At 60.2% G+C, this 19,590-nt stretch carries 19 protein-coding genes; 10 read left to right on the plus strand and 9 right to left on the minus strand.

The genetic code is table 11. The features are described 5' to 3' along the window. Position 1 precedes the first annotated feature (1 nt). Together K0P33_RS08145 and K0P33_RS08150 are read right to left on the minus strand one after the other, a co-directional pair. Positions 2 to 3,040, minus strand: coding sequence for a DUF6543 domain-containing protein (locus K0P33_RS08145; protein ID WP_094950038.1), 3,039 nt, complete (start codon positions 3,038 to 3,040; stop codon positions 2 to 4). A gap of 69 nt (positions 3,041 to 3,109) precedes the next feature. Further along, entirely contained in the window at positions 3,110 to 4,006 is an 897-nt protein-coding gene (locus K0P33_RS08150; RefSeq protein ID WP_094950037.1) for a LysR substrate-binding domain-containing protein, read from the minus strand. A 109-nt stretch (positions 4,007 to 4,115) separates the two neighbouring features. On the opposite strand from K0P33_RS08150, the gene K0P33_RS08155 reads away from it, so the two are divergent. The 8 genes from K0P33_RS08155 to rpoS all read left to right on the plus strand — a co-directional run bounded on the left by K0P33_RS08155 (position 4,116) and on the right by rpoS (position 11,239). Further along, positions 4,116 to 5,228: an S-(hydroxymethyl)glutathione dehydrogenase/class III alcohol dehydrogenase gene (locus K0P33_RS08155; RefSeq protein ID WP_012722612.1), complete on the plus strand. Its 1,113-nt coding sequence runs from the start codon at positions 4,116 to 4,118 to the stop codon at positions 5,226 to 5,228. 8 nt (positions 5,229 to 5,236) lie between these two features. After that, on the plus strand, positions 5,237 to 6,082 hold the full coding sequence (fghA, locus tag K0P33_RS08160; protein WP_078047218.1) for an S-formylglutathione hydrolase: 846 nt from the start codon (positions 5,237 to 5,239) through the stop codon (positions 6,080 to 6,082). A 54-nt stretch (positions 6,083 to 6,136) separates the two neighbouring features. Then, a complete protein-coding gene (gene ispF, locus K0P33_RS08165) occupies positions 6,137 to 6,610 on the plus strand; it encodes a 2-C-methyl-D-erythritol 2,4-cyclodiphosphate synthase (protein ID WP_092487654.1) in 474 nt (157 codons plus the stop codon). Continuing rightward, positions 6,607 to 7,665: a tRNA pseudouridine(13) synthase TruD gene (truD, locus tag K0P33_RS08170; protein ID WP_094950036.1), complete on the plus strand. Its 1,059-nt coding sequence runs from the start codon at positions 6,607 to 6,609 to the stop codon at positions 7,663 to 7,665. Before ispF ends, truD begins: the two co-directional genes overlap by 4 nt. Beyond that, positions 7,653 to 8,402, plus strand: a complete 750-nt coding sequence (gene surE, locus K0P33_RS08175) for a 5'/3'-nucleotidase SurE (RefSeq protein ID WP_094950035.1) — start codon at positions 7,653 to 7,655, stop codon at positions 8,400 to 8,402. The genes truD and surE overlap by 13 nt, the downstream gene beginning before the upstream one ends. Positions 8,403 to 8,443: 41 nt before the next feature. Continuing rightward, positions 8,444 to 9,079, plus strand: coding sequence for a protein-L-isoaspartate(D-aspartate) O-methyltransferase (locus tag K0P33_RS08180; protein ID WP_169850588.1), 636 nt, complete (start codon positions 8,444 to 8,446; stop codon positions 9,077 to 9,079). 209 nt (positions 9,080 to 9,288) lie between these two features. Then, complete coding sequence (locus K0P33_RS08185) at positions 9,289 to 10,125, plus strand: peptidoglycan DD-metalloendopeptidase family protein (protein ID WP_242154772.1); 837 nt, start codon at positions 9,289 to 9,291, stop codon at positions 10,123 to 10,125. Between the two features lie 106 nt (positions 10,126 to 10,231). Next, complete coding sequence (gene rpoS / locus K0P33_RS08190) at positions 10,232 to 11,239, plus strand: RNA polymerase sigma factor RpoS (RefSeq protein WP_242154774.1); 1,008 nt, start codon at positions 10,232 to 10,234, stop codon at positions 11,237 to 11,239. Positions 11,240 to 11,502: 263 nt separating this feature from the next. Here the strand turns inward: rpoS and K0P33_RS08195 are convergent, their stop codons facing one another. Then, positions 11,503 to 11,712: a cold-shock protein gene (locus tag K0P33_RS08195; RefSeq protein WP_002554837.1), complete on the minus strand. Its 210-nt coding sequence runs from the start codon at positions 11,710 to 11,712 to the stop codon at positions 11,503 to 11,505. 389 nt (positions 11,713 to 12,101) lie between these two features. Between K0P33_RS08195 and dcd the strand changes: the two genes are divergently transcribed. Together dcd and K0P33_RS08205 are read left to right on the plus strand one after the other, a co-directional pair. Beyond that, on the plus strand, positions 12,102 to 12,668 hold the full coding sequence (dcd, locus tag K0P33_RS08200; RefSeq protein WP_003189215.1) for a dCTP deaminase: 567 nt from the start codon (positions 12,102 to 12,104) through the stop codon (positions 12,666 to 12,668). A 107-nt stretch (positions 12,669 to 12,775) separates the two neighbouring features. Continuing rightward, entirely contained in the window at positions 12,776 to 12,976 is a 201-nt protein-coding gene (locus K0P33_RS08205) for a hypothetical protein (RefSeq protein ID WP_094950032.1), read from the plus strand. A 30-nt stretch (positions 12,977 to 13,006) separates the two neighbouring features. Here the strand turns inward: K0P33_RS08205 and pdeM are convergent, their stop codons facing one another. Genes pdeM through K0P33_RS08235 form a run of 6 tightly spaced genes read right to left on the minus strand, consistent with a single transcriptional unit; the run spans position 13,007 to position 19,536 of the window. Then, on the minus strand, positions 13,007 to 13,657 hold the full coding sequence (gene pdeM / locus K0P33_RS08210) for a ligase-associated DNA damage response endonuclease PdeM (protein ID WP_242154776.1): 651 nt from the start codon (positions 13,655 to 13,657) through the stop codon (positions 13,007 to 13,009). Then, entirely contained in the window at positions 13,657 to 16,137 is a 2,481-nt protein-coding gene (locus K0P33_RS08215; protein ID WP_242154778.1) for a ligase-associated DNA damage response DEXH box helicase, read from the minus strand. Before K0P33_RS08215 ends, pdeM begins: the two co-directional genes overlap by 1 nt. A 57-nt stretch (positions 16,138 to 16,194) precedes the next feature. Then, positions 16,195 to 16,959 carry an ATP-binding cassette domain-containing protein gene (locus tag K0P33_RS08220; RefSeq protein WP_094950030.1) on the minus strand — a complete coding sequence of 255 codons (765 nt, stop codon included), beginning with the start codon at positions 16,957 to 16,959 and terminating at the stop codon, positions 16,195 to 16,197. Positions 16,960 to 16,972: 13 nt separating this feature from the next. Continuing rightward, entirely contained in the window at positions 16,973 to 18,091 is a 1,119-nt protein-coding gene (locus K0P33_RS08225) for a succinylglutamate desuccinylase/aspartoacylase family protein (protein WP_242154780.1), read from the minus strand. A 9-nt stretch (positions 18,092 to 18,100) separates the two neighbouring features. Further along, a complete protein-coding gene (locus K0P33_RS08230; RefSeq protein WP_242154783.1) occupies positions 18,101 to 18,811 on the minus strand; it encodes a histidine ABC transporter permease HisM in 711 nt (236 codons plus the stop codon). Then, the gene (locus tag K0P33_RS08235) at positions 18,808 to 19,536 is read right to left on the minus strand and encodes an ABC transporter permease (RefSeq protein WP_094950027.1); all 729 of its coding nucleotides are present in this window, start codon (positions 19,534 to 19,536) and stop codon (positions 18,808 to 18,810) included. The genes K0P33_RS08230 and K0P33_RS08235 overlap by 4 nt, the downstream gene beginning before the upstream one ends. Between the last annotated feature and the right edge of the window lie 54 nt (positions 19,537 to 19,590).

Consider the following 19,590-nt stretch of genomic DNA (forward strand, 5'->3'; position numbering starts at 1 on the left):
TTCAAGCACTGACTTCCTCCAACCCGGGCTGGGTTTTCAGCGCGCTCACCAAGGCCTGAATGCTCTCGAACGGTTTCTCATCGAATGGCCAGCCGGTCACGCTGATGACGTACCGGCGGCCCTGCTGATTGATCCTGACACTGCGCAAATCCCCGCGTCGCGAGCGATAGTGAATCTGCGCTGCCTGAGTGGTAGCGTCCTGCGTGAGCATGAACTGGCCCGGCCGGTTCAGCAGGGTTTGGGGAGACTTCACCACCTGACTGTGCGACGCACCGGGCTGTGATTCCACCGAATGCTGCAAGGTGGCCGTGTCCACGCGCAAGACCAGGTTGGCCTTGACCGTGCCTTCCCCTCTGTTGATGCCCAGGCTGGCGGTGCGCCCCGGATCGGCTTCGATACCCAGGCGTTGGGTCGCCACTGCATCTTCGACCCGCAGGCTGATGCTGCCGGTGAGCTCCGCAAGCCCGGGGATGCCCTTGAACGTATTGGTGTGGGTGTTGCCCACCAGTGCCACCCATTTTCCTGGGCGGCGCTTGGTGGTCTGAAGCCATTGAATCACCTCGGTGGCGTAGTAGTTCATCATCCGTTGACGCAGTGTGCCGGCGGCGTCTTGCATGTCGCGAAGAATGTAGCTCGCGATGCAGTCGATCGGCTGGATCTTGATCCCCGCGTCACGGGCCTTGATGATGATGTTGCTGAACGAGTAATAGCGGTTGCGCAGGATCGGGTAGATCCCGTCCAGATATTGTTTCAGTTCATCGGCCATCGGCGCGGTCCTTGACCGGTAAAACGCCTTCAACAAGGGCACATGCACATCTGTCAGTAAATGCTCGAAGTAGATGCGTTTGACGCCTTGGCTGGCGAATAGCTGCATGTTGTCGATCAGGAGGGCTTTGCTCGATGCCGCTGCGTGGTTTTCGCCTATAACGAGGCCATCACTGGCGAGGAACAGTTTCTCGATAATGACCTGTTGTGATTCGTTCAAGCTGAATCTGGGGAGCACCGGTTGTATGGGCGACAAGGTCTGGTCGTTGAAGAACGTAGCCGAATCTTTGTCCAATTTGGCTCGCCTCTCGAAGAACACTTGCCGGGTATTCTTGATCGACTCTACGCTATCGCCAACGGGTTCGTAGTCTTGCGAAAACAAGCCTTTGTCGGTGAGCATGTCCGAGAGGGTGTCGCGCACGGGCGGTGGCATTTGGTAGGCCGCGAAGAAGCTCGAGTTGTCTGTGCCGCCAAACCATGTGTAAATCCGTTGCCAGGCATTACGGAAGCCCCCGCCGCCAGCCAGCCCGGCACTCCGCCATTGTTTGTCCGCGCTCTGAATGGCGTAGAGACCCGTGGACTGGAGGGTCTCGGGTGCGTTGGGGGCGGTCACGAAGAGTTCAAAAGAGCCCCAGGCATTCGGTGTTGTGTAGGTCAGGAACATCTCGCCCTGAATCTTTATGCGCTGTAAACCGCTGGGAGCGGAGGCGGTAACCAGCGGGCGACTTTCGGTGGGCGACGACAGTGCTGCTTCGCTTTGCACCTCGACACTGATCCGGCCGCCCCGCTCGCGTGAGGCCTGGCTCAAGGTGGGGCGCAGGCGCTCCAAGTTGTTGGCGCCTTTGGCAATGCCATGGAACACCACCGGCAGCGCATTCAGGGCGCCAAACACGATGCGCTCCATGGCTTGTGGTTTGTCTTTGAGCAAGTCGTCGGCACCGATTGCCATTGCGGCCAAGCCAGACGTCACGAAACAAAACTCCGCCAGTAGCGCGGAACCCATCGTCAGCGCCACAGGAATCGCCAGCAGGCAGGCTTTTTCGAGGGCGTCGAGGGTGTCGGCCTTGAAGGTATCCAGGGGCGAGACAATGGTTTTTGCCGCCATCTTTGCAATACGTGTCCTGATCTGCCGAGCGATGAATTCAAACGGGTTGCTGTTCAGCACCGGGTACATCGGGTTGTTGATGTATTGCTCGGGGTCCCAATAGCCGTTGTGCAGCAGGCTATTGAAAAAACCAGGTGGGCTGGAAACGTTTGGGTACAGCGCCATGCCTATCAGCGCTTCCTCGACGCCGCTGTACATCAGGCCGGAGTCGACGGTATCGGGTTCAAAGTGGTTGACCAAGGCTTTGCGCTGGGTGGGATCCTTCGCCACGTTTACCAATGCCATGCGCATTTCTGCCACAGCGTTGAAACCGTGGAAGGGCGAGGAGTTGCCCGGAATGTACAGCAGGGTGATCTGGCTCTGGTTGTCAGTGATCGTCAGGATGTCCGTGGCTTCGGCCTGATGAATGCGCAGTAAACGCACCGACAGGTTTCTGTCCGCCTGGTAGGGCGCCTGAAAGTCTTCCAGGGTCAGGTTGCTGTAATCCTTGTCGACCAGGCCGGCCGCCCGGGCAGCCAGCTCCCTTTCTGCCACGGTCAGGGTGAACTCCTCGAACTGATCGAGGTAGGCCTTGGTAAACGCGATGCGCATCAGGGTGTTGTAATTATCCCGATGTGCGCTCCAGAACTGTGTGATTGCCCTGTCGTAGGCCTGTTCGAAATGGCTTGAGCGAATAGCATTTCTCAAGTCCTCGGGGGCGATGTCCAGTTGGGTGCTCGGGTCGTAAACTTGCGGCTCACTCTGTCGATACAGCGCTTCATAGCGCCTGGGCGGGATCCAGCCGGCGGTAATGAACTCTTCGTTGAACATCTCCGGGATGCGGTTATCCATCAGGCGCGGCAGTTCACTGACGATGTTGAAGTACGGCGCGGTGGTGGAAAAGCCAGTGGTATTGATCATGCCGCCCGGGGCGTGGGGGGCGTTGCTGATCATGGCCTCGGTGAGGGTCATGGATTGCACGATCACCCCGGTATACGCCGCGTTGGGCTTATCGGTGTTGTACTCGATGGTGGTCAGGAACGTGGTGTCCGGGTCCAATTGTTCCTGGCTGAACGGTTGCAGGCGGTCGTCGAGTAACCGGGCGGCGATTTCGCAGGGCACTGGAAAATCGGCCAGGACCTTGCGGACAAATTGATTGATGCGCTGAAGCTGGTAGGTGTTGGATGTCATGGGGTGGCCTGGCTATGCAGTGGGTGCGGCTATTTACCGGCAACCAGGCCATGAACAAGTGGTAGCTGTTTATTGCCGATAGACCGGATGTTCACCCAAGCCCTGTTTGAGAAAATCCACCAGTTTCCTGACCTTGGGCGATAAATGCCGCTGCTGCGGATACAGCGCCCACACCGCCGTGTTCGGCGGCTGATGCGCTTCCAGCAGCGACACCAACGCGCCAGTGTGAAGGTGTTCCAGCACGTAATAGTCCGGCAACTGGCACAACCCAACCCCTTGCAACGCCGCATCCAATACCGCTTGCCCACTGTTGCAGCGCCAGTTTCCCTGCACCCGTTGAGAAAATTCGCGCCCGTCCTGGGCCAGTTGCCAAATATCCGAGCTGCCGATCAGGCAGTTATGCCGACTCAACTCCGACAAACTATGTGGTCGGCCATACCGTGCCAGGTAGGACGGCGACGCGCACAGGTACATGCGCCGAGGGGCCAAGCGGCTGGCGACCATGCGCGAATCCTGCAAACGGCCCAGGCGGATTGCCAGGTCGAGGCCTTCATGCACCAGGTCCAACTGGCGATTGCTCAACTCGATATCCACACGCAATTGCGGGTAGAGCCCCATAAACCGCGTGACCAGCGGCACGATAAAGCGCTCGCCGTACGCCACCGCGCAGGTCATGCGCAACATGCCCTTGGGTTCGCTGGTGAGGTCGCCGACGGCGCGCAGCGCTTCTTCGCGACCGTCCTGCAGGCGCTGGCAGTGTTGCAGGAAGGTCTGGCCGGCTTCGGTCAGGGTCACCTTGCGCGTACTGCGGTACAGCAACCGCGTTTGCAGGCGCTCCTCCAGGCGTGCCACCTGCCGGCTGATATGTGACGACGACACCCCAAGCCGCTCGGCCGCTGCCGTGAATTGGCTGCATTCGGCCACCGCAACAAACTCATCGATGCCTTCCCAGCGGTTCTCCAGCATGTCGATTATCCCTGTACAGCAATAAAGTTTTGCTTTCGCCCGGATTATTAATCACTGGGCCATGTTTTACACTCACCGCCTCAGTTTTTAATTCCATGGAGAAACCCGGATGATCAAGTCCCGCGCCGCCGTAGCCTTCGAAGCGAAAAAGCCCCTTGAGATCGTTGAAGTGGATGTCGCCATGCCCAAGGCCGGCGAGGTGCTGTTGCGGGTGGTCGCATCCGGCGTGTGCCATACCGACGCCTACACCTTGTCGGGCGCCGACCCAGAAGGCATCTTCCCGTCGATCCTCGGCCATGAAGGCGGCGCGGTGGTTGAAGCGATCGGCGAGGGCGTGACCTCGGTGGCCGTCGGCGACCACGTGATCCCGCTGTACACCCCGGAATGCGGCAAGTGCAAATTCTGCCTGTCGGGCAAGACCAACCTGTGCCAGGCCATTCGCGCCACCCAGGGCAAAGGCCTGATGCCCGATGGCACCACGCGTTTCTCCTACAAAGGCCAGCCGATTTTCCACTACATGGGTACTTCGACGTTCTCCGAGTACACCGTGCTGCCGGAAATCTCCGTAGCCAAGATTCCTAAAGAAGCACCGCTGGAAAAAGTCTGCTTGCTGGGTTGTGGCGTTACCACCGGCATCGGTGCGGTGATCAACACGGCCAAGGTCAAACCGGGCGACACCGTGGCGATCTTCGGCCTCGGCGGTATTGGCCTGTCGGCCATCATCGGCGCGGTCAAGGCCAAGGCCGGTCGCATCATTGCCATCGACATCAACCCGGCCAAGTTCGAAATCGCCAAACAACTAGGTGCTACCGACTGCATCAACCCGAAAGACTACGACCGCCCAATCCAGGACGTGATCGTCGACCTGACCGACGGCGGCGTGGACTTTTCCTTCGAGTGCATCGGCAATGTACAGCTGATGCGTGCCGCCCTTGAGTGCTGCCATAAAGGCTGGGGCGAGTCGGTGATCATCGGCGTGGCCGGTGCCGGCCAGGAAATCGCCACCCGTCCGTTCCAACTGGTCACCGGTCGCGTCTGGCGCGGTTCGGCGTTCGGCGGCGTGCGTGGTCGTACCGAATTGCCAAGCTACGTGGAAATGGCCCAGACCGGCGAGATCCCGTTAGACACGTTTATCACCCATACCATGGGCCTGGAAGACATCAACAAAGCATTTGACCTGATGCATGAAGGCAAGAGCATTCGTACCGTCATCCACTTCTGAGGTCGGCCATGAGTCTGGAAAACCTGTCCTGCCAGAAGAGCTTCGGCGGCTGGCATAAACGCTACAAGCATCATTCCGATGTGCTCGGTTGCGACATGACCTTTGCCGTGTACCTGCCGCCGCAAGCGGAGCAGGGCGGCAAGTTGCCGGTGTTGTACTGGCTGTCCGGCCTGACCTGCACCGACGAGAACTTCATGCAAAAAGCCGGCGCGCAGCGCATGGCCGCTGAGCTGGGGCTGATCATCGTCGCACCGGACACCAGCCCGCGTGGGCCGGGTGTGCCGGGCGACCCGGACAACGCCTGGGATTTCGGCCTCGGCGCGGGCTTTTATCTGAATGCCACCCAGGAACCTTGGGCCAAGCACTATCGGATGCATGACTACGTGGTGCAGGAATTGCCAGCGTTGGTTGAAGCGCACTTCCCGGCCTCGGATAAACGCGGCATCAGCGGCCATTCCATGGGCGGCCACGGGGCGTTGGTGTGTGCCTTGCGCAACCCGGGGCGTTACCAGTCGGTGTCGGCGTTTTCGCCGATCAACAACCCGATGGATTGCCCGTGGGGCCAGAAAGCCTTCTCCCGTTACTTGGGTGAAGAACGCTCGAAGTGGCGCGAATGGGATGCCTGCGTGCTGATCAGCGAAGCCTCGGAAAAACTGCCATTGCTGGTGGACCAAGGCGACCGCGACGATTTTCTCGCCGTGCAGCTCAAGCCAGAGGCGCTGCAGCAAGCAGCCAAGGCGGCCAACCATCCGCTCGAACTGCGCCTGCAACCTGGCTACGACCACAGCTACTTCTTTATCGCCAGCTTCATCGAAGATCATTTGCGACATCATGGTCGTGCTTTGCTCGGTTAATGTGAGGCAAAAGTAGGTAGAATCACGCCCTGAATTAAATCGGGGCGTTTTTTTATGCGTATTGGCCACGGCTACGATGTGCACCGTTTCGCTGAAGGCGATTTCATCACCTTGGGCGGCGTGCGCATTGCACACCACCATGGGTTGCTGGCTCATTCTGACGGCGACGTTGTGTTGCATGCCTTGAGCGATGCCTTGCTCGGCGCGGCGGCGTTGGGCGATATCGGCAAACACTTTCCGGACACCGACCCAACCTTCAAGGGCGCGGACAGCCGCGCGCTGTTGCGCCACGTGGTCGGCCTGATCCACGCCAAAGGCTGGAAGGTTGGCAACGTCGACAACACCATCGTCGCCCAGGCCCCGAAAATGGCCCCGCATATCGAATCGATGCGCGCATTGATTGCCGCGGACCTGCAAATTGAATTGGATCAAGTCAACGTGAAAGCCACCACCACCGAAAAGCTCGGGTTTACCGGCCGGGAAGAAGGCATCGCGGTGCACTCCGTTGCCTTGTTGCTGCGCGCATGAATGACTTGGAATTGCTGGGCCCGCGTGCCTATGGCGAGGCCTTGGGCAGCGCGGTCCTGAAGGCGACGGCTGAAGATTTTCAGGTCGACGAAGTCCTGGATATCCCGCTGACCGGCGACGGTGAGCACCTGTGGCTGTGGGTCGAAAAGCGTGGTCTGAATACTGAAGAGGCTGCGCGGCGTATCGCCAAGGCTGCCGGCGTGCCGTTGCGCACCGTCAGCTATGCCGGGCTCAAGGACCGCCAGGCGTTGACCCGCCAGTGGTTCAGCGTGCAACTGCCGGGCAAGGCCGACCCGGACATGAGCGGTGCGGAAAACGACACCCTCAAGATCCTTAAAATGACCCGCCACAAGCGCAAGCTGCAGCGCGGTGCACATGCGGCCAACGGTTTTACCTTGCGCCTGACCCAGTTGGCCGGCGATACCGCCGCCATCGATGCGCGTCTGCAACTGATTGCTCAGCACGGCATCCCCAACTACTTCGGCGCCCAACGCTTTGGCCACAACGGCGGCAACGTAGTGGATGCGCGTGAATGGGCGGCGCGCAAGGCTTTGCCGGAGCAGCGCAATGTGCGTTCGCGGCTGTTGTCCACGGCGCGCAGTTTCCTGTTCAACAAAGTCTTGGCGGCACGTGTCGCAGACGGTTCCTGGCAGCGCGCCCAAGTCGGCGACCTGCTGGCCTTTACCGACAGCCGCAGTTTTTTCCCGGCCGGGGAAGCGGAATGCAGCGACCCGCGCCTGGCGATCCTGGACCTGCACCCGACCGGGCCGCAGTGGGGCGAGGGCGATTCGCCGGCCAGCGGCATCACCCATGAGCTTGAGCAAACGATTGCCGCCAGCGAAGCCGACCTGCGCGATTGGCTGGTGAATGCCGGCATGAGCCAGGAACGGCGCATTCTTCGACTGCCCATTGGCGGGTTGACGTGGCATTATCCCGGTCCTGACATTCTGCAATTGGAATTCGTCCTGCCGGCCGGATGCTTCGCCACTGTGTTGGTGCGCGAGCTTGTTGATCTGGTGCCGGTGGGGCAGACGGACAGCCCATGCGTATTCTGATATCAAACGATGACGGTGCCACCGCACCTGGCCTTGCCGCGCTTTATGCTGCGCTGCAAGATTATGCCGAGTGTGTGGTGGTTGCCCCGGACCAGGACAAGAGCGGCGCCAGCAGTTCGCTGACGCTCGACCGTCCGTTGCACCCGCAGGTTCTGGCCAATGGCTTTATCAGCGTAAACGGTACCCCCACCGACTGCGTGCACCTGGCGATCAACAGCTTGTTGGACCATGAGCCGGACCTGGTGGTGTCGGGCATCAACCTCGGCGCCAACCTGGGCGACGACGTGTTGTATTCCGGCACCGTGGCGGCGGCCCTTGAAGGGCGTTTCCTGGGGCGAACTTCGTTCGCTTTTTCGTTTGCCTCGCGGCAACTGGATAACCTGGCGACGGCGGCGTATTTCGCGCGCAAGCTGGTGCAAGCCCACGGCTCCCTGGACTTGCCGCCGCGCACCGTGCTCAACGTCAATATCCCCAACTTGCCCCTCGACCATATTCGCGGCATCCAGCTGACGCGCCTGGGCCATCGCGCCCGCGCGGCGGCGCCATTGAAGGTGGTCGATCCGCGTGGCAAGGAAGGTTATTGGATCGCGGCAGCGGGCGACGCCGAGGACGGTGGCCCGGGCACGGACTTTCATGCGGTGATGCAAGGTTATGTTTCGATTACCCCGTTGCAGCTTGATCGCACCTTCAGTGATGCCTTCAGTAGTCTCGATGGCTGGCTCGAGGGGCTGCGTTGATGGCGCGTGAACAAGACGACCTGTTGCGCCGTGGCATCGGGATGACCTCCCAGCGTACTCGCGAGCGTTTGATCCAACGTCTGTACGAAGAGGGGCTGTCAAACGCTCAGGTGCTGGAAGTGATCCGGCGTACACCACGCCACCTGTTTGTCGATGAAGCGCTGGCGCACCGCGCCTATGAAGACACCGCATTGCCCATCGGCCACAACCAGACCATCTCGCAGCCTTATATGGTTGCGCGCATGAGTGAGCTGTTGCTGGCGGCGGGGCCGTTGGACAAGGTGCTGGAAATCGGCACCGGTTCGGGTTACCAGACCGCCGTGCTGTCACAACTGGTGGAGCGTGTGTTCTCGGTGGAGCGCATCAAGGTCCTGCAGGACCGTGCCAAGGAGCGCCTGGTGGAACTGAACCTGCGCAACGTGGTGTTCCGCTGGGGCGATGGTTGGGAAGGTTGGCCGGCGCTGGCGCCGTATAACGGCATCATTGTCACGGCTGTTGCCACCGATGTGCCGCAGGCGTTGCTCGATCAGTTGGCGCCTGGTGGCCGATTGGTGATCCCCGTGGGCTCCGGCGAAGTGCAACAATTGATGCTCATTATCCGCGAGGACGAAGGCTTTTCCCGGCACGTGCTGGGGGCTGTGCGCTTCGTACCGTTGCTCAACGGCCCGCTGGCTTGATCATTTATTCGCTAGCAGTGAATTCTGTGAGTGGGGATGTGTCTTACGGCGGGGCTTGTAGAGTCAACATGATTGGAGGCCGGGTTTAAACATGATGAATTTTTCGTTTCAGTCGTGTGCCGGTAAAAATTCAATGCCCAGTTATACTTGCGTCATATTTCAAGCCTGATACAGGCGTTCATGTTCAGCCACCACAAAGGGAGCGGCGGGTGAGTCTCACAGGTCTTGCGCAGCGTATGAGTAAAACAAGCTTTCAGCGACTGGTGCTTGGCCTTGTCTTGAGTTCCTTATTGGCTGCTTGTTCGAGCACGCCTTCCGGGGGCGCGCGGGTAGTTGACCGTAATAATGCAGTGCCGCAAAAACCGACGGTCACCACCGGGCAGTATGTAGTGCGAAAGGGGGACACGATGTTCTCGATCGCCTTCCGTTACGGCTGGGATTACAAGGCGCTCGCAGCGCGTAACAATATTCCTGTGCCCTATACGATACATCCGGGGCAGACCATTCGTTTCGATGGGCGCAGCGGTTCGGCGCCTACGGCAGTTGTGACAAAGTCCGGATCTTCGCCCTCGTCTTCGAGCAGAACTACCATCATCACCCGGCCTGCAGGCACCGCCGCGTCTACGGCTGCGAGCAAGCCGGCAGCCGCGCCGTTGCCGCCTGCAGGGCCTGCGCCGACCGGTTGGGGATGGCCTTCCAACGGGGTATTAATTGGAAAATTCTCTTCAAACGGTAGTTTGAATAAAGGCATTGATATCGCCGGGGATTTGGGACAGCCTGTTTTAGCTGCGTCTGATGGGACAGTGGTGTACGCCGGGAGTGGTTTGCGGGGCTACGGCGAACTGGTCATCATCAAACACAGCGATACCTACGTCAGTGCTTACGGCCACAACCGTAGGCTGTTGGTTCGGGAGGGGCAGCAGGTCAAAGTCGGACAGACAATTGCCGAAATGGGATCAACTGGCACAGACCGGGTGAAACTGCACTTTGAGATTCGCCGTCAAGGGAAGCCTGTAGATCCGCTGCAATTCCTACCCCGTCGTTGATAGGTTGCACAGCCTGTTCCCTCACGTAGAAGGAACAGGCTCCAGCGTTGCCAAGGATAAAGGCGTCGCTTGAGCTTGAGGTCGAACTCACCAAAGGACTATAACAATGGCTCTCAGTAAAGAAGCGCCGGAGTTTGACATCGACGATGAGGTTCTCCTTATGGAGACCGGCATCGCTACGGATTCGATGTCAAATGATGAAGGGCCTGCAACGCCTTCAGTTCGCACCAAATCCAAGAGCTCCACTGCGTTAAAGCAGCACAAGTACATTGACTACACGCGGGCGCTCGACGCAACGCAGCTGTATCTCAATGAAATCGGCTTTTCCCCTCTGCTCACTCCCGAAGAAGAAGTCCATTTTGCGCGCTTGTCGCAAAAAGGCGATCCGGCTGGGCGCAAGCGCATGATTGAAAGCAACCTGCGGCTGGTGGTGAAAATCGCCCGACGCTACGTCAATCGTGGGCTGTCCCTGTTGGACCTGATCGAGGAAGGTAACCTGGGCTTGATCCGGGCGGTGGAGAAGTTCGACCCTGAGCGGGGCTTCCGCTTTTCAACCTATGCCACCTGGTGGATCCGCCAGACCATCGAACGGGCGATCATGAATCAAACCCGCACGATCCGGTTGCCGATCCACGTGGTCAAGGAGCTTAACGTCTACCTGCGGGCGGCGCGTGAGCTGACACAAAAACTCGATCATGAACCCTCGCCTGAAGAAATCGCCAACCTGTTGGAGAAACCGGTAGGCGAGGTTAAACGCATGCTCGGCTTGAACGAGCGCGTGTCTTCAGTCGATGTCTCGCTGGGTCCGGATTCGGATAAAACCCTGCTGGACACCCTGACGGATGATCGTCCGACGGATCCTTGCGAGCTGTTGCAGGACGATGATCTTTCCCAAAGCATTGACCAGTGGCTGTCAGAGCTTACGGACAAGCAGCGTGAAGTGGTGATTCGCCGCTTCGGTCTGCGTGGCCATGAGAGCAGCACCTTGGAGGACGTAGGCCTGGAGATCGGCCTGACCCGTGAGCGTGTGCGGCAGATCCAGGTAGAGGGCCTCAAGCGCTTGCGTGAGATCCTCGAGAAGAACGGCTTGTCGAGTGAGTCGTTGTTCCAGTAACGATTAATAAGGCCGTTACGACAAAACGCCCGGTGCATGGGAATGCACCGGGCGTTTTGCTGTGCGCCGTGAGCGTTTCCACGCTCTGCGTGGGAACGCCTCTGTGACGCTCTGCGTCACGCTTTGGGATGCAGAGCGTCCTTGGCTGCGTTCCCACGCAGAGCGTAGGAGCGATCGCCTATTCCCTTGGCGTAGCGCTAAATCCCAGGCATAAAAAAACCCCGCTTTTAAGGGCGGGGTTTTTTCGACTAAGTCAGTACAAGTTAGATAACTTGAACTTCTTCAGCTTGCATGCCTTTCTGACCGCGGGTAGCGATGAAAGAAACCTGTTGGCCTTCTTTCAGGCTTTTGAAGCCGTCGGATTGGATAGCTTTGAAGTGAACGAACAGGTCGTCACCGGATTGTGGAGTGATGAAGCCGAAGCCTTTTTCATCGTTGAACCACTTAACGGTACCAGTTTGGCGATTAGACATGGTGTATCTCCTTGGACAAAGTTAACTGCGACTCAGGAAAAGCCCTGGCCGAGACTGAGTGCAAAGAGCAGGAAAAATTCTTGGAGATGGTTGGATCGAAATTCAACATATCGTGTAGAGATTCTCAGTGACACAAGCAGCACAGTGGCGCCACCTTAACCCTTTTTCCGGAACGTGCCAATGGTATTTCCCAAGGTTTCTCTAAATTCGTGACTGGCGGTGGTATTTACAGTCCCTGATGGCTGCTATGTGAGCCCCGGCCCCACTGGCTACGGCCTATAGCAGGCAGTGCATTCGTCAAGAAAACCCCGGCGCCCTTTGAACCCCAACGCCGGCCCCGGTAAGATGCCCAACAGAATTTTTCCACCTCGCTATTCAGGACACCCGCCATGAGCATCAAATCGGACAAGTGGATTCGCCGCATGGCGCAAGAGCACGGCATGATCGAACCGTTCGTTGAACGCCAGATTCGTGGCGAAGGCGATGAGCGCGTGATTTCCTACGGCGTTTCCAGCTACGGCTACGACGTGCGTTGCGCCGATGAATTCAAGGTGTTCACCAACATCAATTCGGCGATCGTCGATCCTAAAAACTTCGACGAAAAGAGCTTCGTCGACGTTAAGAGCGACGTGTGCATCATCCCGCCAAACTCCTTCGCCCTGGCGCGCACCGTGGAGTTCTTCCGCATTCCCCGCGATGTGCTGACCATCTGCCTGGGTAAAAGCACCTACGCGCGCTGCGGCATCATCGTCAACGTGACGCCGCTTGAGCCGGAGTGGGAAGGCCACGTGACCCTGGAGTTCTCCAACACCACCACGTTGCCGGCGAAGATCTACGCCAACGAAGGCGTGGCACAGATGCTGTTCCTGCAGTCCGACGAGGCCTGTGAAGTGTCCTATAAAGACCGCGCCGGCAAGTACCAGGGCCAGCGCGGCGTCACACTCCCACGCGCTTGATCGAAAGGTCTTACACGTAAAGGGAATTAGTCTGCGGGAAGTGACTCTATTGGGTGTACTGCCTCGGTGCGTGCAAAACGCACCGAGCCACGCTTGAGGAGTACTTTATGAAGATCGACCCGCGAATCAGCGCCGAACTCGCCCGGCTTGAACCCAACCAGATTGGTGTTCTGGCCTGGTCCCTGATGGCTGATCCGGCCTTTGCAGGTGGCATTCCCGGCCAGCCTGACGAAGATTGGCCCCAACAGCCCACCGAGCCCGGTGAGCCAACCCTTCCGGATGAGCCGCCACCCGCGCCTGTCGCCTGATCAGTCAGGGCAAGAGACATGGCCGGCTTTTCAGCGCACCGGCCATACTTGCTCGTCGCCGATCACAAAGATCCGCCGATCGTTGCTCTGCTCCACTGAATACCCCCCGGTAAACGCGCCAAATGCCGGCAACAGGCTGATCCGCGACCCCAGCTGAAAGCACGGCAGGCGCAAACTCTGGCGGCCCTTGCCGCGCAAGCGAAACACCGGGTGCACATGCCCCGCCAGCACGTGGTGGCTGGCATGGGCATCCGGTTCGTGCTGCAGGGCAAACGGCCCCATCAGCAGCGGCTCGGGGAGCACCTCAATCCTCAAGTCGGCAGGCGGGTCGCCTGCGCGTTTATCGTGATTGCCGCGAATCAACGTCATGGCTACCTTGGGATTGCGCTCACGCCAGCCCCTCAAGGCGCTCAGGGTGCCGCTGGCGTGCGATCCCGGGCCGTGCAGGAAGTCGCCGAGAAAAATCACCTGCGCGCACGGTAAGGCCGATAACAGCCGGTCCAGGCGCAGCAGGTTTTCAGTGGTGGTGCCTTGTGGCACCGGTTGCCCCAGGCTGCGATAGGCAGACGCTTTGCCAAAGTGCGCGTCGGCAATCAGCAGGCACTGGCGAGCGGGCCAGAACATGGCCTTATCCGCCAGCAGCCAAAGCTCTTCTCCCTCAAGCGTCACTGAACAATGCATCAGCGTTTCCCGTTATCCGCGACTTTTTCCAGGTCCTTGACCATCCGCGCAATGCGCTCCGAGAGTTTTTCCGAACTCATGCTCTCGCGCATTCGCTCGACCAGCAGCGGGAAGGCCAGGGGTGTAGGCCGTTCGATCACATGCAGGTCCAATTGCAGCACCGCCAGATGGCGCAATGTCTGTTCCAGCCGACGAATGTCCAACTCATCACGCAGGACTTCTTCCCCAGCTTGGGTCAGCAACAGGTTCTGCGGGTCATATTGTTTGAACACTTCGAAGAACAAACCGCTGGAAGCCTGCACCTGCCGCGTGCTTTTCGGCGCGCCGGGGTAGCCGGGGAACACCAACCCGGCGATGCGGGCGATTTCGCGAAAGCGGCGCAGGGCCAGTTCTCCGGCGTTCAGGCTGGCCGCGACGTCGGTCAGCAAATTTTGCGGGCTCAGCAACGCCGCGTTCAGCAACAGTGGCCAATCCACCGGCGTGGCGCTCAACAGTTCCAGCCCGTAATCATTCACGGCAATTGAAAAGGTCACCGGCTGCTGTTGGCTGACCCGCCACGCCAGCAGGCTCGCCAACCCCAGATGCACCTGGCGCCCGGCGAACGGGTAAAGAAACAGGTGCCAGCCCTCCCGCGACTTGAGGGCTTCGGCCAGCAGATGCGCACGCGTCGGCAAGCCGGACCAGCGCAGCTGGGTTTGCAGCAAGGGTTGCACCGCCCGCATCTCCGGGCCATCGAAGTGCCCGTGTGCCGCCGCGTCAAAGCGCTCGACTACGGCCTGGGCCAGCTCGTTGGAAAGCGGCATGCGCCCGCCATTCCAGCGCGGCACAGCGGCTTTCTTCGCGGTGCTGCGGCGCACATAAGCGGTCATGTTTTCCACGCGCACCAGCTCCAGCAAACGCCCGGCAAACAGGAAGCCATCGCCGGGTTTGAGCCGTGCGATAAAGCCTTCCTCGACGCTGCCCAAGTTCTTGCCGCCGCCGCCCTTGCTCCAGAATTTCAGCGCAATACTCGCATCACTGACGATAGTGCCCACGCTCATGCGATGGCGGCGGGCCAACCGCGCATCCGGCACGCGCCAGATGCCCTGCTCATCGGGCTCTACCCGGCGATAATCCGGGTAAGCCGTCAGCGACAGCCCGCCATGACGCACAAACCCTAGCGCCCAGGCCCAATCCGCCTGCGTGAGGTCGCGATACGCCCAGGCGCCGCGCACTTCCGCCAGCAGCGCATCCGGCGTGAAACCGCCGCCCAGCGCCATGCTCACCAAGTGCTGTACGAGCACATCCAGCGGTTTGTAAGGCGATTCACGGGTTTCGATGCGTCGCTGCGCAATCGCATCCTGGGCGGCGGCGGCCTCCACCAACTCCAGACTGTGGGTGGGCACCAGCGTCACCCGCGACGGCCGCCCCGGCGCATGGCCGGAGCGCCCGGCGCGCTGCATCAGGCGCGCCACACCTTTCGCCGAGCCAATCTGCAAGACGCGCTCCACCGGCAGGAAGTCCACACCCAGATCCAGGCTGGAGGTGCACACCACGGCTTTTAGCTGACCGTCTTTCAGGGCCCGCTCCACCCAGTCGCGCGTCTCCCGCGAGAGTGAGCCATGATGCAAAGCAATCAACCCCGCCCAGTCCGGACGGGCTTCGAGCAACGCCTGATACCAAATCTCCGACTGCGCCCGCGTATTGGTAAACACCAGGCAACTGCTGCTGGCATCCACTTCGGCCACCACCTGCGGCAACATTTTCAAACCGATGTGCCCGGCCCAAGGAAAGCGCTCGGTGGCGGGCGGCAACAACGTATCCACGTGCAACTTTTTGGCTGTTTGCCCCTGCACATTGATCCCGCCGCCTTGTGGGACCAAAACCTCCAAGGCGTGGGATTGATTGCCCAGCGTCGCGGAAATCCCCCACACCATCAGCTCCGGATGGCAACGCCGCAGTCGCGCCAGCGCCAGCTGCAGTTGGACGCCACGTTTATTGCCGATCAGTTCATGCCATTCATCCACGATCACCATGCGCACGTGCGCATGGCTCGTCTCGCTGTCGGCACGCGCCAGCATCAACGTAAGACTTTCCGGCGTGGTGACCAGCGCAGTGGGCTGGCGGCGGGTTTGGCGTGCGCGTTCGCTGCTGCTGGTGTCGCCGGTGCGCAGGCCGACGCTCCAGGGAATCTGCAAGGCCGCCAGCGGCGCTTCAAGGGCGCGTGCGGTGTCGGCGGCCAGCGCACGCATCGGCGTGATCCACAGCACCGTCAGCGACGCAGCCGGTGCTTTACGTTTATCGGTGGTGGGTGGGCGGGTGATGGCGAAGCGATTGAGGGCAGCAAACCACAGTGCATAGGTTTTACCCGCGCCGGTGCTGGCATGCAGCAAGCCTGACTGGCCCTGCTTGACCGCCGCCCACACGGCTTTCTGAAAGGCGAACGGTTTCCAGCCTTTGGCGGCAAACCAGTGTTTGGCGAAGTCGAAGGGTTTTGCCATGCGGTGGCTGACGCTCTGGGGGCTCTCTTCCAGAGACCCTCCAGGCGCCGCAAAGGTTTACTTCAAATTGCCGCTCAAGAACTGCTGCAGGCGCTCGCTCTTTGGATTGCCCAGCACATCGGCAGGCGCACCTTGCTCTTCCACCAGGCCTTTGTGCAGGAACAGCACCTGGCTCGACACCTTGCGCGCAAAGCTCATTTCGTGGGTGACCATGATCATGGTGCGGCCTTCCTCGGCCAGCCCCTGGATCACCTTCAACACCTCACCGACCAGCTCCGGGTCGAGGGCCGAGGTCGGTTCGTCGAACAGCATCACCTCCGGTTCCATGGCCAGGGCGCGGGCGATAGCCACCCGTTGCTGCTGGCCACCGGAGAGGAATGCCGGGTACTGATCGGCCACGCGTGCCGGCAAACCTACCTTGTCCAGGTAGCGACGGGCGCGGTCTTCGGCGTCTTTCTTGCTGCAACCCAGCACCCGGCGCGGGGCCATGGTGATGTTTTCCAGCACGTTCATGTGGCTCCACAGGTTGAAATGCTGGAACACCATCGCCAACCGTGTGCGCAGGCGTTGCAACTCGGCGTCGTCGGCCACGCGCATGCCGTGGCGGTCGCTGACCATGCGGATCTGCTGGCCGTCGAGGGTCATTGCGCCGTCGTTGGGGGTTTCCAGGAAGTTGATGCAGCGCAAAAAGGTGCTTTTGCCCGAGCCGCTGGCGCCGATCAGGCTGATCACGTCGCCGGTCTTGGCCTTGAGCGAGACACCTTTGAGCACTTCATTGTCGCCATAGCTTTTATGCAGGCCTTCAACGGTCAATTTGTACATGGGGCGTGCATCCTCAAGGCGAAAGTAGGTAGCCGCTGCGGTAGGCTTCAGTACCGGCGACATGGCTGATGACCATCCCGGCAGTGGCCATGCGGCGCAGCGAACGGGCGTAAAGTAGGCCGGCGTTTTTACAGTGCACGGGCGTTACGCGGTCGGTAATGGGGTCGATGATTTCGGCGATCAATTGCCCGGCTTCCAGGTATTCACCCGGCAGGGCGCTGAACACCAGCAAACCGCCGACTGGCGTGGTCACAGGTTCCACGCCTGCCAACGGGGTGGCCGGGTAGGGCAGCTCGGGCAGTGGCGCGACGTCGCCGGCAATCGCGCCGAAGCGGATCAGGTAGTCGATGATCGCCTGGCAGTCGAGGCTGGCGAGGCCGTGATTGACGTCGCCCTGGCCACGCAGTTCGACGGTCACCGAAAAGCTGCCCAGGGGAATCGGGAAGCGCTCGCCGAAGCGTTGTTGCAACTGCCACCACACCAGGGTGAAACACTCATCGAAGGACTGCCCGCCGGAATCGGTGGCGAGCAAGTTGGCTTCCGAGCCGATATAGCGCGCCAGCGGCTCCACCTGTGGCCACGCCTGGGGCGTGGTGTACAGGTGCGCCACGGCTTCGAAGTCGCAATGCAGGTCCAGCACCATGTCGGCGTCGCAGGCCAGGCGTTGCAGTACCAGGCGCTGGGATTGCAGCTGGGTGTCGGCGGTTTGCGCGGCCAAGGCCGTGGCCAAGGCGGCGCGAATCAGACGCGCGTTGTGCTGGGGATCATTGCCCAGCAAATATTCGACTTGGTCACCGACTTGCTCACTGAGGTCGACAAACAGGCGATTGAAGTTCTGCCCGCTTTCCAGCTCGTAGCGGCCCAGCGCAATGTCCATCAACACCTGTTCCAAGCCCACCGGGTTGGCAATGGGCACCAACACGATTTCGCTCAGCAGCCTTCCGGCCGCCGCCAACTCAGCCAGGCGCACCTTGAGGTGCCAGGCCACCAGCATGCCCGGCAGTTCGTCGGCATGCAGCGATGACTGGATGTAGATCTTGCCTTCAGCCTGTTCCGGGCCGAAGTGGAAACTGTGAATCTGCCGCGCCGTGCCGGGCACCGGCGCGATCAGCTCATGTACCTGATGACGCATAACGACTCCTTAGTGGCTCGGCCCGAGAAAGGCCAGCCAACGGCGCTCCGCCAGACGAAACAGCCCCACCAGGGCAAAGGTCACAGTCAGGTAGATCAGCGCAGCGATGCCGAATGATTGAAAGGTCATGTAGGTAGCCGAGTTAGCATCCCGCGCTACCTTGAGAATGTCCGGCACCGTCGCGGTAAACGCCACGGTGGTCGAGTGCAGCATCAGGATCACTTCATTGCTGTAGTACGGCAACGAGCGGCGCAGGGCCGACGGCATGATCACATAGGCGTACAGCTTCCAGCCGCTTAAGCCGTAGGCCTTGGCCGCTTCGACTTCACCGTGGGCCATGCTGCGGATCGAGCCGGCAAAAATCTCGGTGGTGTAGGCGCAGGTGTTCAGGGCGAAGGCGAGGATGGTGCAGTTCATCGCATCACGAAAGAACGCATCCAGCACCGGTTGCGCACGCACGGCCGCAATGCTGTAGATCCCGGTGTAGCAGATCAGCAGTTGGATATACAGCGGCGTACCCCGAAACAGGTAGGTGTAGAACTGCACCGGCCAGCGTATGTAGCGCTTGCGCGAAACGCGGGCGATGGACAGCGGGATCGACACCAGAAAACCAATCACCAGCGAGGCGCTGAGCAGCCACAGGGTCATCGCCAGCCCGGTGATGTTTTGGCCGTCGCTATAAAGGAAGGGGCGCCAGTATTGCTGCACAAGTTCGATCATCGCACGGCCTCCCGGGACCCAGCGGAGTAGCGACGTTCAAGCCGACGCAGGACGAAGTTGGAGGCGCTGGTGATCAGCAGGTAGATAAACGCTGCGATGACCAGGAAATAGAACAGTTGATAGGTGCTCTTGCCGGCATCCTGAGCCGCCTTGACCAGGTCCGCGAGACCGATGATCGACACCAGCGCCGTGGCCTTGAGCATCACCATCCAGTTATTGCCGATGCCCGGCAGGGCAAAGCGCATCATCTGCGGGAAGGTCACGTAGCGAAACCGTTGCCCGCGCTTGAGCCCGTAGGCGGTCGCCGCTTCCAACTGGCCACGCGGCACCGCGAGGATCGCGCCGCGAAAGGTCTCGGTGAAGTAGGCACCGTAAATGAAGCCCAGGGTGATGACCCCGGCGCTGAATGGGTCGATCTCGATGTAGTCCCATTCCATAAAGTCGGTAAAACCGGTCAACCAGATTTGCAGGCTGTAGAAAATCAGCAACATCAGCACCAGGTCGGGCACGCCGCGAATCAAGGTGGTGTAGAGCTGGGCGGGGATGCGGATCAGGCTGACGCTGGACAGTTTCGCGCTGGCGCCGATCAGGCCCAGCAGGACGCTGACGGCCAGGGAGGCGACCGACAGTTTCACGGTCATCCACGTACCTTGCAGCAACAGCGGGCCGAACCCCTTCAAACTGAAGGCACTCAGCCCCAGGGTTTGCAAAAGATCTTCAAACATGAATTCAGGACCTATGGCGATAAAAAAGCGCCCACCTGAAACAGGTGGGCGCCA

It is taken from the genome of Pseudomonas sp. ArH3a (assembly GCF_022648765.1).
Taxonomy (GTDB): domain Bacteria; phylum Pseudomonadota; class Gammaproteobacteria; order Pseudomonadales; family Pseudomonadaceae; genus Aquipseudomonas.

Coding starts and splice junctions, on each gene's coding strand:
- dcd (WP_003189215.1), top strand. CDS start 12,102: ATGAGCATCAAATCGGACAAGTGGATTCGCCGCATGGCGCAAGAGCAC.
- K0P33_RS08205 (WP_094950032.1), top strand. CDS start 12,776: ATGAAGATCGACCCGCGAATCAGCGCCGAACTCGCCCGGCTTGAACCC.
- truD (WP_094950036.1), top strand. CDS start 6,607: ATGAATGACTTGGAATTGCTGGGCCCGCGTGCCTATGGCGAGGCCTTG.
- K0P33_RS08220 (WP_094950030.1), bottom strand. CDS start 16,959: ATGTACAAATTGACCGTTGAAGGCCTGCATAAAAGCTATGGCGACAAT.
- K0P33_RS08235 (WP_094950027.1), bottom strand. CDS start 19,536: ATGTTTGAAGATCTTTTGCAAACCCTGGGGCTGAGTGCCTTCAGTTTG.
- K0P33_RS08150 (WP_094950037.1), bottom strand. CDS start 4,006: ATGCTGGAGAACCGCTGGGAAGGCATCGATGAGTTTGTTGCGGTGGCC.
- surE (WP_094950035.1), top strand. CDS start 7,653: ATGCGTATTCTGATATCAAACGATGACGGTGCCACCGCACCTGGCCTT.
- K0P33_RS08230 (WP_242154783.1), bottom strand. CDS start 18,811: ATGATCGAACTTGTGCAGCAATACTGGCGCCCCTTCCTTTATAGCGAC.
- ispF (WP_092487654.1), top strand. CDS start 6,137: ATGCGTATTGGCCACGGCTACGATGTGCACCGTTTCGCTGAAGGCGAT.
- rpoS (WP_242154774.1), top strand. CDS start 10,232: ATGGCTCTCAGTAAAGAAGCGCCGGAGTTTGACATCGACGATGAGGTT.
- pdeM (WP_242154776.1), bottom strand. CDS start 13,657: ATGCATTGTTCAGTGACGCTTGAGGGAGAAGAGCTTTGGCTGCTGGCG.
- K0P33_RS08155 (WP_012722612.1), top strand. CDS start 4,116: ATGATCAAGTCCCGCGCCGCCGTAGCCTTCGAAGCGAAAAAGCCCCTT.
- fghA (WP_078047218.1), top strand. CDS start 5,237: ATGAGTCTGGAAAACCTGTCCTGCCAGAAGAGCTTCGGCGGCTGGCAT.
- K0P33_RS08215 (WP_242154778.1), bottom strand. CDS start 16,137: ATGGCAAAACCCTTCGACTTCGCCAAACACTGGTTTGCCGCCAAAGGC.
- K0P33_RS08145 (WP_094950038.1), bottom strand. CDS start 3,040: ATGACATCCAACACCTACCAGCTTCAGCGCATCAATCAATTTGTCCGC.
- K0P33_RS08180 (WP_169850588.1), top strand. CDS start 8,444: ATGACCTCCCAGCGTACTCGCGAGCGTTTGATCCAACGTCTGTACGAA.
- K0P33_RS08225 (WP_242154780.1), bottom strand. CDS start 18,091: ATGCGTCATCAGGTACATGAGCTGATCGCGCCGGTGCCCGGCACGGCG.
- K0P33_RS08195 (WP_002554837.1), bottom strand. CDS start 11,712: ATGTCTAATCGCCAAACTGGTACCGTTAAGTGGTTCAACGATGAAAAA.